The sequence below is a fragment of the Enterococcus sp. DIV0436a genome (genome assembly GCF_051711605.1).
GTDB classification, from domain to species: Bacteria; Bacillota; Bacilli; order Lactobacillales; family Enterococcaceae; genus Enterococcus_B; species Enterococcus_B faecium.
Map to the genome: position 1 here is coordinate 1,650,308 of NZ_JBIONA010000001.1, position 16,195 is coordinate 1,666,502.

Below are 16,195 nucleotides of genomic sequence, written 5' to 3' on the forward strand. Positions count from 1 at the left end.
TTTTCAGAAAAATAACAATTGGTTTTATTGAAGAAAATAGTCATGAACAAAAGTATCTGAGAACTTTTTTACTCTCTTGTTCATGACATATAGAATAAAGCAGCTTTGTCTTGTACACTCCGTTTTTCAAATAATAATCTAAAGATTGCTACTGAATAATAAAGCCGATTTCATGGTCCTCTTCGCTGCTGATTCGGTAAGGTGACTCAACATCCGCTCCCCAGCTATTGATACCCCCGACTCCTCTTACTTTTGCAAAAATCGTAAGAACCGTTCGTCTTTCTGGCGGTAGTTCTTCTATATGTGTTGCCTGTTCCAGTTCTTCTGCTTTGAATGGTAAAGCGGAAAAAGCAAATGGCGTATCCTGCTGTTCAAATCGCAACGAAAAATCTTCTTGATCTTTATCCGTATTATCCAACGTTTGATTTCTTGTTAGTTCTACCCATTTCGTTTCCATATGCATGCCGCATTCTTGGGGAACAAGGTATGGGGAAACGGGGAGTCCTGCCACTTTATAAATACCTTCGACACCACCAGCCATCCGATCCGGATATGTTTCCCCTGATAGGCCTTCATACTCAAAAAATTTTGCTTTCGTTGGCATAATGAACCTTAAACCCAATGCGGGTAATTCCGGTAATCCTTTTTGTCCATAATAATGCATATTGACAAGCATTTTACCCTCTCCAGCGATTTGGTAGGAAATTGTCACTTGGGTTTTTGGTACTGTGTTGATTTCCAGTGTAAAAATGATTTCAACCGTTTCAGCGTATTCATTACTTGAATATTGATTATTTACTGGAGCAATCGGCAAATCGATCTTTTTATTGTCCACCAGTACTTCTATTTCTTTGACTTTTGGATACAATCCGGCTCCTAACCACATACCGGATTTAAATCCAAATCCGCTACCTCTGTCATTATCGGTCGTTGCTCGCCAAAAAACTGGAAGTGTTTCCCGGTATAGCCATTCTTTTCCGTTTTTATTGAGCGATTCCAGTCCGCCTCTTGTATAAGAAAAAATATAATGCGTATTCCCCGATTTGACACCTAATGTACAGTCGCCGAAGACGATTGCAACTTTTTCCGTATCCATATGACTTTTATTTACTGTATTTTTCATAATAATATCTTACCTCCTGCATGGCGGGTTTTTCTTGTCCATCTGCAAAAACGATTCCATTCCCTGAGAATTCATAGTCACTTGGTTTATCGTCAAAGTCACCGCCATAGCGCATCACTTCTCTGCCTGTGATTGGATCAGTCACTTGGATCGCCTGATCTTTAAAATCCCATATATAGCCTCCTTGGTACATTTCATAACGATCAAGCAACGTCATGTAAGAATCCATTCCACCTAACGAATTCCCCATGTCATGCATATATTCACATAAGATGAACGGTTTTTCCGCTTTATTTTCAAGGTAGTCAATGATCTCTTCTGGTGGCGCATACATGCAGCTTTTTACATCTGAAATCGAATCTTCGAATGCTGGATTTGGAAAATTCCCTTCATAATGGACAAGTCGATCGGGGTCTACTTTTTTGAAGTAATCGTTCATTTGTCGAATGTTTTCTTCCGCATAAGATTCATTTCCAAGAGACCAAAAAAGAATACTTGGATGGTTTTTTAATGTTTCGAAATTCGTTTTTGCTCGATCAAGAACAGCCGCCTGCCACTGAGGTACTGCACCTGGTACGTTGTAAGAAGGCTCAAATGCGCCCATTTTTTGCCATGAGCCATGGGATTCGAGGTTCGTTTCCGCCATCACATGGATTCCTGCTTGGTCGCATAAATAATACCAAGTGATCTGGTTGGGGTAATGAGATGTCCGTACGCCGTTGATCTTTGCATTTTTTATGATAGCCAAATCTTTTTCCATATCTTCTATAGTGATGGCGCGTCCTTTTTTCGGATGCCACTCATGTCGATTTACCCCGTTGATAATCATCCGTTTTCCATTGAAGTATATGATTTTATCTTTGATTTCGATTTTACGAAAACCGAAGGAATAGTCAATATATTCTGTTACTCTTTTTTCTTCGTCTATCGTCTCCAATTCAAGCTTATATAAATTGGGCTGAAAATGCCCCCACAGTGCCACATTTTCAAATCCATCGATGCGAATCGTCATTTGCTCTTTTAACGGATATTGCTGTTGATAGATTTCCTTCCCATCAGGATCTAGTATCGCTACATTCAGCTGACTGTTTTTGGCTACTTGCTCAAAAGACAAATCTACTTCAAGTTTGCCATTTTGACATTTGTCATCTAAGCGAGGTTTGATCCAAAGATCTTCTAAATGGTTTTGTCCTCGAGCAACTAAGAAGACATCTCTGAAGATCCCAAAAAATCGGAAAAAGTCCTGATCTTCCAAGAATGCAGCTGTACTTCTTTTGTAAACCTCCACAGCTAGAATATTTTCTTCTTCCAAATAAGGTGTTAAATCAAATTCAGACGGAGTGAACGAATCTTCGGCATACCCGATAAAATGACCATTCAACCAAATAAACATTGCTTGTTCTACACCAGCAAAATGAATCGAGATTTGTTTTCCCTTTAGACCTTCTTCTAATCGAAAAGTCGTCAAATACGAACCAACCGGATTGTCTTTAGCAGCTGAAAAGATCCCTTCCGCCTCTTTCTCAGGGCTTGTCGTGAAAGGGGGACGGCGAAATACATGTCCCTCCCACGGATACATCGTATTGATGTAATGGATCTTGTCATAATTTGCTAATTCAATATGACTAGGAACAGTGATTTCATCAAAAGAACAGGCATCAAAATCTTTTTTATAAAATGTTTTTGGTCGTACCGAAGGATTTGGCGAATAACAAAAACGCCATGATCCATTTAAAGACTGTTTAAGGGAGGATGTGGTTTCTACTTCTTCCCTTGTTGCATAGCAAACATGATCGCTATGTGCATTTGATTGGTTCACTCTAAAAACTTGTGGATCATCTAACCATTTTATATTTGCTTTCATACTTTTTTCCTTCTCTCTCATAACTTTTTGAAATGAAGCAGTTCTGTTTGGAAATCACCTTGAAAATCGGGGAAGTAAAGTCCAACTGTCATCAATTCGGCCCCCGAAAATATCCGCTTCGAGGTCTGTTCCTGATAAAGTGCCTCATCATCTAACCCCATCAGATATACTTCATGGAACGCTGGTTGAGCTGAAGCTAGTATCCTCCCTAAAAACACAATAGCTTCATCTTGTTTAGGAGACACAAACATCCATGCGGCAATATTTTCTTCAAAAGGACTCGCCAAACGATAATAATGGCCATACTGGATCACCGGACGAATCGTTTGATAGGATATAATTTGGTCTTTGACTTGCTTTTTTTCTTCAGGAGACAGCTTTGTCAAATCCAGTTCATAACCAAAAACAGCGCTCATAGCTGTTTCTCCTCTTGTTTTCAACGAAGTAGATCTGTCGGTCTGATGATTTGGTACAGCTGATACATGAGCTGTGATGGACGAAATCGGATAAGCAAGGCTTGTTCCATATTGGATTTTCATACGCTCCACTGCATCCGTGTTATCACTTGTCCATGACTGCGGCATATAATAAATAAACCCGGCATCAAACCGTCCACCTCCACCAGAACAGCCTTCCCATAAGATTTCCGGATAATCAGTTGTCAAATGTTCAAGTAGTTCATAAAGCCCGAGCATATAACGATGCGCTACTTCTCCTTGTCTCTGTGGGTCAAGGGTAATCGAATAGACATCTGAAAGCGAACGGTTCATATCCCATTTGATGTAGTCAAGAGGAATCGTATCTAAAATCTTTCTCATTTGTTTCTCAATCGTCTGCCGAACATCTAACCTTGTAAAATCCAGTACATGTTGTGATCTGGAAGCAGAAGGCATTCTACCTGGCTCCTGCATAAGAAAATCAGAATGTGTTCGATACAGTTCAGAATCAATCGAGATCATTTCAGGTTCAAACCATAAACCAAATTTCAACCCTTTGCTATGAGCATAATCTGCTATTTCACGTAATCCATTTGTCAACTTGCCTTCATACTCGAACCAGTCTCCTAATGAAGAATTGTCCGCATCTCTTTTTCCAAACCAGCCATCATCTAATACGAACATTTCGATGCCTAGCTCCTTTGCTTCATCAATGATCGCCTTGATTTTTTCACTATTGAAGTCAAAGTAAGTGGCTTCCCAGTTATTGACCAGAATCGGCCGTTCAGCAAATTGATGACGACCTCTTGCGATTCTTTCACGTAGCAACTCATGGTGGATCTGACTCATTTTGTTCAATCCCTGACTTGAGTAAGAAAGGATCATTTCAGGTGTTTGAAAAGACTGGCCTGCATTCAATTCCCACGAAAAACGATGGCTGTTGATCCCACCGACGACTCTCAATTGATTGATTTGATCTTTTTCAAGTTCGAAAGAATGGTTGCCGGAATAAACAAATTGAAGTCCGATCGCTTCTCCAGTATTTTCTGTCGTATGATGATGAACTAAAGCAATAAAGTTATTCATATGGTGACTGCTCGTTCCTCGACGGCTTTCAAATACTTTTGTTCCAGATAAAACAGATTGCCGTGAAATCTGTCTTTCATTGACATGTGCTCCTGGCAAAGCAATGACTTCATCAAATCGCCTAGTATGGGCAAAGTCTAGCTGGAAACTAGCTGCTTTTTCTAGTTTGATTGTTTCTCCGGTTTCATTTCTTATCTTTACAGATCGTGTGATCACTGCTCTATCAGTAAATATGGTATAAAACAAATCGAAATAAATCGCTGTTTCTCTATCCTTAAGTGAAATCACCAACGTTTGTGCCTCTGACTTGTCCATCACATAAGTTTGAGGCAAGCCTTCGATCTCTGGCTTCCCATCTGTAATATAATGGCTGTCATATCTCAGATCCAGTAAGTCTGACCCATTCTTGCGCTGAATGATCGATGCGGGCGTTCGAAAGTCCATGCTGCCATGAGAAGAGTATTCTTGCGGTAGTGTATCTTTCGACAGAGACCGGTCAGGATTTAAGGGAACATTTCCTGAAAATCCACGATCTCTTCGGGGATAATTTTTATTGTCTTTGTACTGCTTGACTGGTTTGCCAAAATAAATATGCGCCAATACATTGCTTTCTTCTATCTTTATCAGATAAGAAAGAAATGTATTTCGTAAATGGAAGACTCGGCTCTTTTCATCAAATAAGATGAAATTTTTATCTGTTTTTCTATGCGTAATATCCATCATTTCACTCCCATCAAAACGGAAACCGTTTACTTTTTTTTATAATTCCTGTATACTGTTTACTAAACAATTTTGTCAATAAAAATTTTTTATTTTTTTGAGGAGTGTGTAAAAATGGTTGGAATTAGAGATGTCGCACGAAAGGCAAATGTCTCTCCTGCTACAGTTTCCCGCGTGTTGAATAACGATCAGACGATCCATGTGGCTCAGACTACTCGGCAACGGATAGTAGAGGCAGCTGCTGCGTTGGATTATGACATCAGTACTCGTAAATATATCAAAAAGAGAATGCCTTCGATTGGTGTGATCTCTACGATCGGCAAAGCGAGCGAAGAACAGGATATCTATTACAAACATTTGCGAGTAGGGATGGAAGAAGAAGCTCGACGTCTGCATTTAGGGATGAATCGAATCTATAATCTATCTGATAATCCTAAACAATGGGAAGATCTAGATCAGTTAGGCGCGGTGATCGTTGTTGGGACTGTTACGAAAGAATCGATTACCGCCTTGTTAAAACAAAACATGCAAATAGTCGTCGTGGATAACCCTGACATCCAGCAAGAGGTCGATATGGTGTATGCAGATCTTGAACGGATGACTAAAACCGTACTGGAATTGTTCTTAGAAAATGGTCATAAAAGAATAGCCTATATCGGGGGATATAAAGTCGATATGGATGAATTCGGTGGGAAGCAGATTTCTATAAATGAAAAGAGGATGCGTGCCTATCAGCATTTTATGATCGATCATCACTTAGAAAAATATATGTCTTATCATCTAGGTGGCTGGACAGAAAAACAAGGTGAGGTACTTGCGACTGATCTATTAGAAAATGAATCCCCTCTTCCTACTGCCATTCTTGTCGGGAGCGATCCAATGGCAATCGGTGTCTATCGGGCATTGAAGCAAAAAAACATCCAAATTGGAGAAGAGATTGTTGTAGCAAGCTTCGATAATATCGAGACAATTGCAAATCTCTCCCCTGGCTTGACCAGTGTTCAAATCAATGCAAAATCAATTGGGCAAGCAGCTGTTCGAATGGCATTGGAGCGAATTGACGGTATACGTGATGAACCGATCATTTTGACTTATCCTGCACGATTGATTGTTAGGGAAAGTTTTATCCCAAGAACAAAAAGGTATTGAAAGAGAGGTTGTGAAAAGCCGCTTCGTTTCTTCATACTCAAAACGAAACGGCTTTTTCACAACCTCTTACTTATACTTATTCACAAAATCCAATGTCTGCTGGTAACAATTTTGCGATTCTTTTAGCGTGTAATCAAATTGGTATTCATGGGTAATCTCTTTTTTTGTATCTGTATAAAACAAGGATTGCACGGGTACCTTTAATTCTGTCAACCGATTTTCTAATGCTTGACCTTGCTCCTGGAATGAGTATGCATTTCCGTCAGTTATATACGTTGGCGGAAATTCCTTAGAAACATGGTCAGCCACACTAGCTTCTTTCAATTGCTCACTCGTTTTCCAATCTTTTGTTCCAATCAACGACCATGCAACAGTTTTGACGAAGAACTTCATAAATCGATCATCCGAATGCTGCTGTGCTGTTAGCTTCAAATCAACAGGTCCGCAATAAGAAATGGTTCCTTTCAGACTATCTTTTGGAAGTAGCTGTTTGATTTTCATTTGTTTAGCATACGCGTCATTCGTTTGTATAGCTGCATATTGCAATGCGATTTGTGAACCTGCACTATCTCCACCAAAAAATAATTGTTCCATGTCTAGCAATTTGTCGTCTTTTTCTTCAGCTAATAAATCTTTAATCAGTTCATTCACTTGAAGAACTTGATTAGGGTATTCTGAATCAGGCGCTAATTCATAATTCATCGCAACCACTGCGATGTTGGCGTCTGAAACTAATTTTGTCGCAAATTCTTTGACACCCGATTTATCTCCGCCGACGAATCCTCCACCATGTACCCAAAATAGAACAGGAACAGGCCCCTTGCTGTTTTTTGGATAGTAGATGTCATAAGTATTCTCTTTATACTTGGACTCATACGTCAAATCTGTTTTTTTCGTCACGTTTTTTTCTGCTTGATCGAACGTTTTTTTATCAGTGATTTGAACAGTATTTGAAAACATATGGTTGATCAAGAATGCTCCAGGTCTGGGGGAAAGCTGGAAGGCAAGAAAGATTGCAAACGCGATCCCAAGAATGATTCCGAAGAACCATCCGATAAATTTAAGAATTTTCTTTTTCATAAGGCTCCCTCAGTAGTTAGTATTAAGCATTCTGATTATACCATAGTGTTATTTCCTATCAAGCTCTCCTAGATGATTTAATGATTTTCCCCAAACTTCTTCTGCAATGCTTTTGACAAAAGAAATTTTTTCCATTGTTCTTCAAACAAAACATTTTCTTCTTCTGTTGAAGCAAATCCACATTGAGGACTTAAGCACAAACGATCCAAAGGCAGATATCGTGTCGCTTCGTAGATCCGGTCAATCACTTGCTAGTGCTCTTCCATTTCGCCATTTTTCGTTACAGTCAAAATCTAAGACAACTAATTTATCTTCAGAGACTTTCTCTAAATGAACAAAACTCCCAGCACGTTCACTATCGTATTCTAAATAATAGGCACGGACATTTTCTTGAGTAAAATAATGGGTCTGCTACGTCGTCATAACCCCCTGATGCCACCCAAATCGAATAATAATTTCCGCGTCAAATATGTATATTTAGTGTTGAATCATTTGAGAATATGAAAATAAAAATCTTTTTGATCAATCAGTTAATCAAATTGAAATAACGAAAAATCTGAGACAGAATGACGTTCATTCTGACCCAGATTTGATTTTGCACAACTCAACAGTCCTTATTGGCAAATCGCCAAAATAATGTAGACTAACTAAAAAGACTAAGAAACAATAACAAAAGTTAACGCTTCTTAGTCTTTCTTTAGCACGTCTATTTATTAAAGATTTTAGGGCCTTTTCTCATGTTTTTACGATCATTTTTAGGTGTTTCCATTTGTTTGGATCGGCCTCCACCTTGTTTCTTTTTGATCAATTCTTTCATTTTTTCTTTTTGGTCCATTTTTATTCTCCTTTAACGAATGAAGCGACTAATTCGATATGATGGGTTTGCGGGAAAAGATCTACAGGCTGAACTTTCTTCACGGCGTAACCTGCTTCTGCAAATAACTTAGCATCTCTTGCAAAAGTTGCTGGATTACAAGAGATATAGACGATTCGTTCTGGTGACATTTCGATTGCTGATTCAATAAAATGATGATCTAATCCTTTACGTGGAGGGTCTACTACGATCACAGATGGTTTGACCCCTTTTTCTTGCCATTTTTTCATGACTTTTTCTGCTTTTCCGACTTCATAATGAACATTTTCGATTTTATTATTTAAGGCATTGAACTGTGCATCTTCAATTGCTTCTGGAATAACTTCCATCCCATATACCTTATCTACTCTGTCAGCTAGAGACAATCCGATTGTACCTATTCCTGAATAAGCATCGATCACAATGTCTTTTTTATCCAACTCGGCAAATTCGATGGCTGTTTGGTACAAATACTCTGCTTGTTGAGTATTTACTTGATAAAATGACTTCGCTGAGATTCGATAGGTTTTTCCTAATAGCTGATCTTCGATATAGTCTCTGCCATATAAAACTTTTTCTTTGTCTCCTAAAATCACATTTGTTTTTTCTTCATTGATATTTTGGATGACCGAAACCACTTCTGGCAATTCTTCATGAATGGCTTCAGCAATTTCCTTGGATTTAAAGAATTTTTCTTTACGAGTAACTAAAACGACCATCATTTCATGGGAATAATGACCACGACGGATAATGATGTGACGAAGCTGTCCTTCATTTTTTTCTTCATTATATCCTCGTACTTGGAACCGTTGCAAGATATCTCTGACTACTTTGATTGCTTGATCGATGACAGGATCTTGGATATAAAAATCTTCGATAGGGACTAGATCATGGCTATTCTTTTTGTAAAAACCGGTGGCTAACTGTCCATCGATACGGCGAACAGGGATCTGTGCTTTATTACGGTAGCCAAATGGTTCTGCCATTCCGACCGTTGGAAGTACAGGAACTTCTGGCATCTTAGCAATCTTCGCCATTACATGCTCTACTTGTTTTTGTTTGAAGACAAGCTGTTGTTCATACTTCAAATGGGCTAAAGGTGCGATACCTGTGCGAAGTAATGCATTGTTTTCTACAGGCTGACGATCAGGTGATTGTGTAATAAATGTTTCGACTTTTCCATATCCAAACTTATTGCCTGCTTTTACTACTAGTATTTCTACTTCTTCTCCAAGGAGTGCATTTTCGATAAATAATGGATAACCATCGATTTTTGCTACCCCCATCCCTTCATAACTCAAGTCGACGATTTCGACTGTATATCGTTCGTTTTTCTTTACTATTTGCTGTTCTGTCATATTTTGCTCCTTTAAGCCTATTTTTCAATCCTACTGAACTCTACTATAAATCAGCTAATTACACAACTAAAACCGGCACTGACCTTACTACGTTCAGCACCGGCTTTTGATTAATTCTTTTGATTAGGTGTTTCGTCTGCTATTTTTCCGTCACCGTCGATATCTTCATCCGTTAAACGTTCGACTTCTTTTACAAATTCTTTGCTAACAACCTCTAATTCTTCTTCATCTGTGCCTGTGATTGCTTCATCAGGAATCTGATCGGTATTGGCAAAGAACTCAATATGCTGATGAAGATTTTGGAAATGCATCGGTGCTTCCCCACCATATTCACCATCTAAGTTGATCATTACTGGTCGATTGATATCATCTTCTGTTTCGACGAACAAACTGCTTGTTTTGGTATAGATTACTCTTGGATCATCGACATGTCGACCGCCATTTAGCATGAGTGCCGCAATATGCAAGATCTCAAAGATATTTGCTGTCTTCACAATGATTAAAGAAAACTTCCCATCATCCAATTTGGCATCTGGCGCGATCTGTTCGAATCCTCCAACAGAGTTCGTCAGCCCTAGGAAAAACATCGAAGCATTTCCGATATATTCCCCTTCATCATACTTCAAGCGCATTTTGATGGGCTTTACTCGAGGGAGCATCTCTGCTCCTTTTGCAAGATAAGCAAGATAACCAAAAATACTCTTTAGTTCTGATGGAACTTCATAAGTCAATTCTGTCAAATAGCCACCTGCAGCGATATTGATGAAGTAACTGTTATCAGAAAGGCCGATGTCCATTTTTACGGTTTGATGCTTTTTGATCACTTCTGCGGCTGCTTTAATATTATCTCTAGGAATTTTTAATGCTCGAGCATAGTCGTTCGTTGTACCAGCTGGGATGATGGCCATTTTAGGACGGTGTTCAAGCGGAGCGATTCCATTAACCACTTCGTTGATTGTGCCATCGCCACCAGCTGCCACTACTAGATCAAAACCTAGTTCTGCGACTCTACGTGCTTCATTCTTGGCTGAATCTGGTTCTGGTGTAGTTGCATAGGCGCTGGCTTCAAATCCTGCTTCTTCTAATGCCTGTAGGATATCCGCCAAATTTTTTTTCAATAATTCTTTTCCCGAGGTGGGGTTATAAATTACGCGTGCTTTTTTCATTTTCAGCCTCTATCGTTTCGCTAATTCATCTTTAAGTAGCTTATTCACGACACCAGGATTTGCTTGTCCTTTAGTTGCTTTCATGATTTGACCGACTAGGAAGCCAACCGCACGATCTTTTCCATTTTTGAAATCATCGACAGATTGTTGGTTGTTATCCAAAATTTCATTAATGATTGGCAGTAGTTTGTTTGGATCAGATAATTGCACCCAACCATTTTTTTCAACTACTTCTTGGGCTTCTCCGCCATTTGTGATCAATTCACGGAAGACTTTTTTGGCGATTTTTGAGCTGATCGTTCCATCGGCGATCAAACGAATCATTCCTGCTAAGTTCTCAGGTGTCAATTTTGTCTCAGCTAATTCCAGTTTCTCACTGTTCAAGTAAGCAGAAACTTCACCCATCAACCAGTTAGATGCTTGCTTGGCATCTGCACCATTTTCCAAAACAGCTTCAAAGAAATCAGACATTTCTTTTGTAAGTGTCAATACCATTGCGTCATACTCTGGAAGACCAAACTCACGGATATAGCGTTCGCGACGAGAAGCTGGCATCTCAGGCAAACTAGCTTTTACTTTTTGAATCCATTCGTCATCGATCACGAATTTCGGGATATCAGGCTCTGGGAAGTAACGATAATCACTAGACCCTTCTTTGACACGCATCAAAACTGTTTTATTCGTTGTTTCGTCAAAACGGCGTGTTTCTTGTTGGATTTCTCCTCCTGAAAGAAGAACTTTTGCTTGACGTTTTTCTTCAAAAGCTAAACCTTTTTTCACGAAAGATAAAGAGTTCAAGTTTTTCAATTCTGCTTTCGTACCGAACTCTTCTTGTCCATAAGGGCGAAGAGAAATATTGGCATCACAGCGCATAGAACCTTCTTCCATTTTCACATCGCTGACTTCTGTAAATTGGATAATTGAACGCAATGCTTCTAGATAAGCGTATGCTTCTTCTGGTGAACGCATATCAGCTTCAGAAACGATTTCGATCAAAGGCGTGCCTTGTCGGTTCAAATCAACGTAAGAATAACCGCCAATACCATGCATGTTTTTTCCAGCATCTTCTTCTAAATGGACACGTTCGATCCGGATTTTTTTCTTTTTACCTTCTACTTCGATTTCAATCCATCCGTCATGACCGATTGGTTGATCAAATTGGGAAATTTGATATGCTTTTGGATTATCTGGGTAAAAGTAATTTTTCCGGTCAAAATGAGTATCTTTAGAGATTTCACAGTTTAATGCCAAAGCTGCTTTCATCCCGAATTCCAGCGCAGCTTTATTCATTACTGGCAGCACGCCTGGATAACCCCAGTCGATCACGTTTGTATTGCTGTTTGGTTCTGCACCAAAATGAGCTGGCGCTGGAGAGAAAATTTTTGAGTTGGTTTTTAACTCGACGTGGACTTCTAGTCCAATGACTGTTTCAAAATTCATTCGTCTTTCCCTCCTAAAATAGCTGGTTGTTGTGTGTGGAATTCTGTTGCTTGTTCAAACGCATATGCCGCTTGATACATCGTTTTTTCATCAAAATAATTACCGATGATCTGCAATCCAACTGGTAATCCTTCTGACAATCCTGCCGGTACAGACATACCTGGAAGTCCAGCCAAGTTGACAGGGATCGTTAAGATGTCACTCATGTACATTGTGATTGGATCGTTAATATTCTCACCGATTCCGAATGCAACTGTTGGTGAAGATGGCCCGATGATCAAGTCATAATCTGCAAAGACTTTTTCAAAATCTCGTTTGATCAATGTACGGACTTGTCCTGCTTTTTTGAAGTAAGCGTCATAATAACCCGCACTTAAGGAGAATGTACCTAACATGATACGGCGTTTTACTTCTTCACCGAATCCTTCTGAACGTGAGTTGACATATACATCATCTAATGATTTCACATTTTCAGAGCGATAACCGTAGCGGATACCATCGAATCGTTGCAAGTTGGAACTTGCTTCTGATGAGGCAATGATATAATAAACAGCCACACCGTATTTTGAATGAGGCAAGCTGACTTCTTCCACAACAGCACCTAATGAACGGAATGTTTCTGCTGCTTTCAATACAGCTTCTTTTACGCCAGGGGCCACACCTTCGCCTAAGTATTCTTTAGGTAAAGCAATCTTCATTCCTTTGATGTCGCCTGTCAGTCCCTCTGCAAAATTAGGAACTGAAACGCCTGAAGAAGTACCGTCTTTTTCGTCATAACCGCTGATAGCTGTCAATGCTAATGCATTATCTTTCACCGTACGGGTCATTGGTCCAATTTGGTCAAGAGATGAAGCAAAGGCAATCAAACCAAAACGTGAGACACGGCCATAAGTAGGTTTCATCCCTACGATGCCGTTAAAAGCTGCTGGTTGGCGGATACTTCCCCCAGTATCACTACCTAAAGAAACTGGAATTTGTCCAGCTGCAACTGCTGCTGCAGAACCACCAGAAGAGCCACCAGGTACTTTTGTTGGGTCCCAAGCATTTTTTGTTTTCTTGAAATAAGAAGTTTCTGTACTTCCACCCATAGCAAATTCATCCATGTTTAGCTTACCAACAGGGATCATATCTGCTTGATAGATTTTATCCATGACCGTTGCATCATAAATTGGTTCAAAATTGTAAAGGATCTTAGATGCAGCGGTTGTCAAGATATCTTTTGTTACGATATTATCCTTGATACCAATTGGAATACCAGCAAGGACGTTGCTTTCATCAATCCCTTTTTCATCTAAAGCTTTTGCCTGTTCCAATGCTTTTTCTTCGTTCAATGTAATGAATGCTTCGACCTCAGGCTCTGTTTCTTTGATTCGTTCAAATGTTGCTTTTGTCAAATCTTGTACAGTGATTTCTTTCGATACAAGCATATGATGCAGTTCTTCTAGAGAACGATTGTGTAATTCTGTCATTATGCGCCAGCCTCCCCATTATCGATGATTGCGGGTACTTTGATAAAGCCGTCTTCTGTTTCCGGCACATTTTTCAATAATTCATCGCGGTTCCATCCAGCTTGCGCCCGATCTTGTCGCATCACGTTTACTGTTTCAACCACATTCGACGTAAATGGAACACCTTCTGTATCTACTTCTTCCAGCATTTCAACCATATCGATGATTTTACCTAATTGGTCGGTAAAACTTGCAAGTTCTTCATCTGCGAACGCAAGTTTTGCTAATTTGGCAACGTGTTTCACTTGTTCTTCACTAATCGCCATACTACCCCTTCTTTCTAAACGAGTTAAAAACTTTGCTCTCTATTTTAACACAAGAGTGCCGTGTCTGAAATTGTTTATTGAAATTTGTCTGAAAAAACTCATTTTTCATTCTTCTACTGAGCGACTTTTAGCCAATGCATCTGCCATTTGATCTTCTGTCCAAACTTCGATTCCTAATTCTTGTGCTTTGGTCAGCTTGCTGCCAGCATCTTCTCCTGCTACCACGATATCCGTTTTTTTCGATACGCTACCAGTCACTTTCCCGCCAAGATTTTCGATCGTCTCTTTTGCTTCTTCACGAGTAAATCGTGTTAGTTTACCAGTAAGGACTACTGTTTTTTCTTTAAAAGGAGACTCGACTTCTTGCAATTGGGCATTTCGAAGCCCTTTGTATTCGAAATTGACGCCTGCTTGTTTTAATTCATTCATCAATTCATGGACTTCTTCGTTACTGAAATAAGTGACTACACTGTCGGCAATGATATCACCGATCGTATCAAGCGCAATAATCGACTCATAGTCACTTTTACTCAATGTTTCTAGATCACCGAAATGTTCTGCTAAAATTTTTGCTGCTTTCGCTCCGACATGTCGGATTCCTAAACCGAAAATCAACCGCTCGACCGAATTATCTTTGCTGTTGTCGATTGCTGTCAAAATATTATTTGCTGATTTTTCTTTTATTTTGTCCAACGTCAATAACTCTTCTTCTGTCAATTTGTAAAGATCAGCAACATCTGCTACTAGTTTTTTATCATACATCTGTTCTAGTACGCGCGGCCCCAACCCATCGATATTCATCGCATTTCTTGAAACAAAGTGGTTCAAACCTTCTTTCATTTGAGCAGGGCATTTAGGATTGATGCACCGTAAGGCTACTTCTTCATCCAAATGGACAAGTTCACTTCCACAAACTGGACAATGTGTAGGCAATTGGTATTCTTCGCTGTCTTTAGGTCGTTTATCTAACACGACTTGCGAAACTTCTGGGATGATGTCTCCCGCTTTATAAATCAGAACTGTATCTTTCAAGCGGATATCCTTCAACTTAATATAATCACCGTTATGCAGGCTGGCACGGCTTACTGTCGTTCCTGCTACTCGGACTGGTGTCATGATAGCTGTTGGCGTTACTACCCCTGTTCGACCGACTGTCCATTCGATGTTTTCGATTAGCGTTTCAACTTCTTCTGGCGGAAACTTGTAAGCTGCTGCCCATCTCGGTGCTTTGACAGTAAAACCAAGTTGATCTTGTAGCGAGAATTCATTCACTTTGATGACGATTCCATCGATTTCATAGGGCAAATCCACACGTTTGTCATGATATTCTTCAATGTATGACCACACTTCATCAATCGAATGACATAGACGTTTTTCCCGATTCGTGTGGAATCCAATTTTTTCTAGCTCTTCTAGCGCATCATACTGGGTTTTTGCTTGCATAGGACCGAAATCAGCTACTGTGTATAAAAAAGTGTCCAGATTTCTTTTCGCTGTGATTTTAGAATCTAACTGACGCAAAGAACCAGCTGCGGCGTTCCGAGGATTCGCAAAGATATCTTTTCCCTCTGCTTCTCTGTCTTGGTTCAATTGGACAAATGACCGTTTTGGCATGAAACATTCGCCTCTTACTTCGATGTTCATTGGTTCTTTTAATTTGATTGGGACCGACCGGACAGTTTTTAGGTTTTCAGTGATGTTTTCTCCTACAGTTCCATCCCCGCGAGTCGCACCTCTCACGAAATTTCCATCTTCATAACGCAAAGAAACGGAAAGTCCATCTATTTTTAGTTCACAGCAATAGTCAACTACACGTCCCACTGCTTTTTGTACACGTTGATCAAAAGCTATCAGCTCTTCTTTGCTGAAAACGTCGTTCAAACTGTAAAGCGGAATATCATGAGTGACTTTTTCAAAACCTTCTAATACTTTTCCGCCTACTCGTTGAGTGGGAGAATCAGACGTGATCAAATCAGGATATTGTTCCTCGATTGCTACTAATTCTGCGTATTCTTTATCATAAACATAGTCTTCCACTGTTGGTTTATCTTCTACGTAGTATTCGCGAGACCATTGGTTCAGTCTTGTACGAAGTTCTTCTGCTCGTTTAGCAGCTTCGTCAATCGTCATTTCATGTTCCATCAT

At 39.6% G+C, this 16,195-nt stretch carries 13 protein-coding genes; 1 reads left to right on the plus strand and 12 read right to left on the minus strand.

The genetic code is table 11. From position 1 onward, the window contains the following. Positions 1 to 148 precede the first annotated feature (148 nt). Genes IGL15_RS08085 through IGL15_RS08095 form a run of 3 tightly spaced genes read right to left on the minus strand, consistent with a single transcriptional unit; the run spans position 149 to position 5,230 of the window. A complete protein-coding gene (locus IGL15_RS08085) occupies positions 149 to 1,123 on the minus strand; it encodes a beta-galactosidase small subunit (protein ID WP_002289516.1) in 975 nt (324 codons plus the stop codon). Then, entirely contained in the window at positions 1,104 to 2,987 is a 1,884-nt protein-coding gene (locus tag IGL15_RS08090) for a glycoside hydrolase family 2 (protein WP_002289518.1), read from the minus strand. Before IGL15_RS08090 ends, IGL15_RS08085 begins: the two co-directional genes overlap by 20 nt. A gap of 17 nt (positions 2,988 to 3,004) precedes the next feature. Then, positions 3,005 to 5,230 carry an alpha-galactosidase gene (locus IGL15_RS08095; protein ID WP_104765482.1) on the minus strand — a complete coding sequence of 742 codons (2,226 nt, stop codon included), beginning with the start codon at positions 5,228 to 5,230 and terminating at the stop codon, positions 3,005 to 3,007. A 114-nt stretch (positions 5,231 to 5,344) separates the two neighbouring features. Here IGL15_RS08095 and IGL15_RS08100 point away from each other — a divergent pair, with 114 nt between their 5' ends. After that, a complete protein-coding gene (locus IGL15_RS08100) occupies positions 5,345 to 6,379 on the plus strand; it encodes a LacI family DNA-binding transcriptional regulator (protein WP_010727612.1) in 1,035 nt (344 codons plus the stop codon). Positions 6,380 to 6,445: 66 nt separating this feature from the next. On the opposite strand, the gene IGL15_RS08105 is transcribed toward IGL15_RS08100, so the two are convergent. The 9 genes from IGL15_RS08105 to ligA form a co-directional block, all read right to left on the minus strand. Continuing rightward, a complete protein-coding gene (locus tag IGL15_RS08105; protein WP_104765483.1) occupies positions 6,446 to 7,459 on the minus strand; it encodes an alpha/beta hydrolase in 1,014 nt (337 codons plus the stop codon). A 77-nt stretch (positions 7,460 to 7,536) separates the two neighbouring features. Then, entirely contained in the window at positions 7,537 to 7,707 is a 171-nt protein-coding gene (locus tag IGL15_RS08110; RefSeq protein ID WP_240186559.1) for a methionine synthase, read from the minus strand. A 458-nt stretch (positions 7,708 to 8,165) separates the two neighbouring features. Next, positions 8,166 to 8,294: a 30S ribosomal protein S9 gene (locus IGL15_RS08115; RefSeq protein WP_002295229.1), complete on the minus strand. Its 129-nt coding sequence runs from the start codon at positions 8,292 to 8,294 to the stop codon at positions 8,166 to 8,168. A gap of 2 nt (positions 8,295 to 8,296) precedes the next feature. Beyond that, positions 8,297 to 9,670: a 23S rRNA (uracil(1939)-C(5))-methyltransferase RlmD gene (gene rlmD, locus IGL15_RS08120; protein ID WP_104765484.1), complete on the minus strand. Its 1,374-nt coding sequence runs from the start codon at positions 9,668 to 9,670 to the stop codon at positions 8,297 to 8,299. 110 nt (positions 9,671 to 9,780) lie between these two features. After that, the gene (locus tag IGL15_RS08125) at positions 9,781 to 10,836 is read right to left on the minus strand and encodes a diacylglycerol kinase (protein ID WP_002295235.1); all 1,056 of its coding nucleotides are present in this window, start codon (positions 10,834 to 10,836) and stop codon (positions 9,781 to 9,783) included. 9 nt (positions 10,837 to 10,845) lie between these two features. Continuing rightward, on the minus strand, positions 10,846 to 12,276 hold the full coding sequence (gatB, locus tag IGL15_RS08130) for an Asp-tRNA(Asn)/Glu-tRNA(Gln) amidotransferase subunit GatB (RefSeq protein ID WP_002288473.1): 1,431 nt from the start codon (positions 12,274 to 12,276) through the stop codon (positions 10,846 to 10,848). After that, a complete protein-coding gene (gatA, locus tag IGL15_RS08135) occupies positions 12,273 to 13,745 on the minus strand; it encodes an Asp-tRNA(Asn)/Glu-tRNA(Gln) amidotransferase subunit GatA (protein WP_002295237.1) in 1,473 nt (490 codons plus the stop codon). The genes gatB and gatA overlap by 4 nt, the downstream gene beginning before the upstream one ends. After that, positions 13,745 to 14,050, minus strand: a complete 306-nt coding sequence (gatC, locus tag IGL15_RS08140; protein ID WP_002288477.1) for an Asp-tRNA(Asn)/Glu-tRNA(Gln) amidotransferase subunit GatC — start codon at positions 14,048 to 14,050, stop codon at positions 13,745 to 13,747. The genes gatA and gatC overlap by 1 nt, the downstream gene beginning before the upstream one ends. Before the next feature lie 105 nt (positions 14,051 to 14,155). Then, positions 14,156 to 16,192, minus strand: a complete 2,037-nt coding sequence (gene ligA / locus IGL15_RS08145) for an NAD-dependent DNA ligase LigA (RefSeq protein WP_002323115.1) — start codon at positions 16,190 to 16,192, stop codon at positions 14,156 to 14,158. Between the last annotated feature and the right edge of the window lie 3 nt (positions 16,193 to 16,195).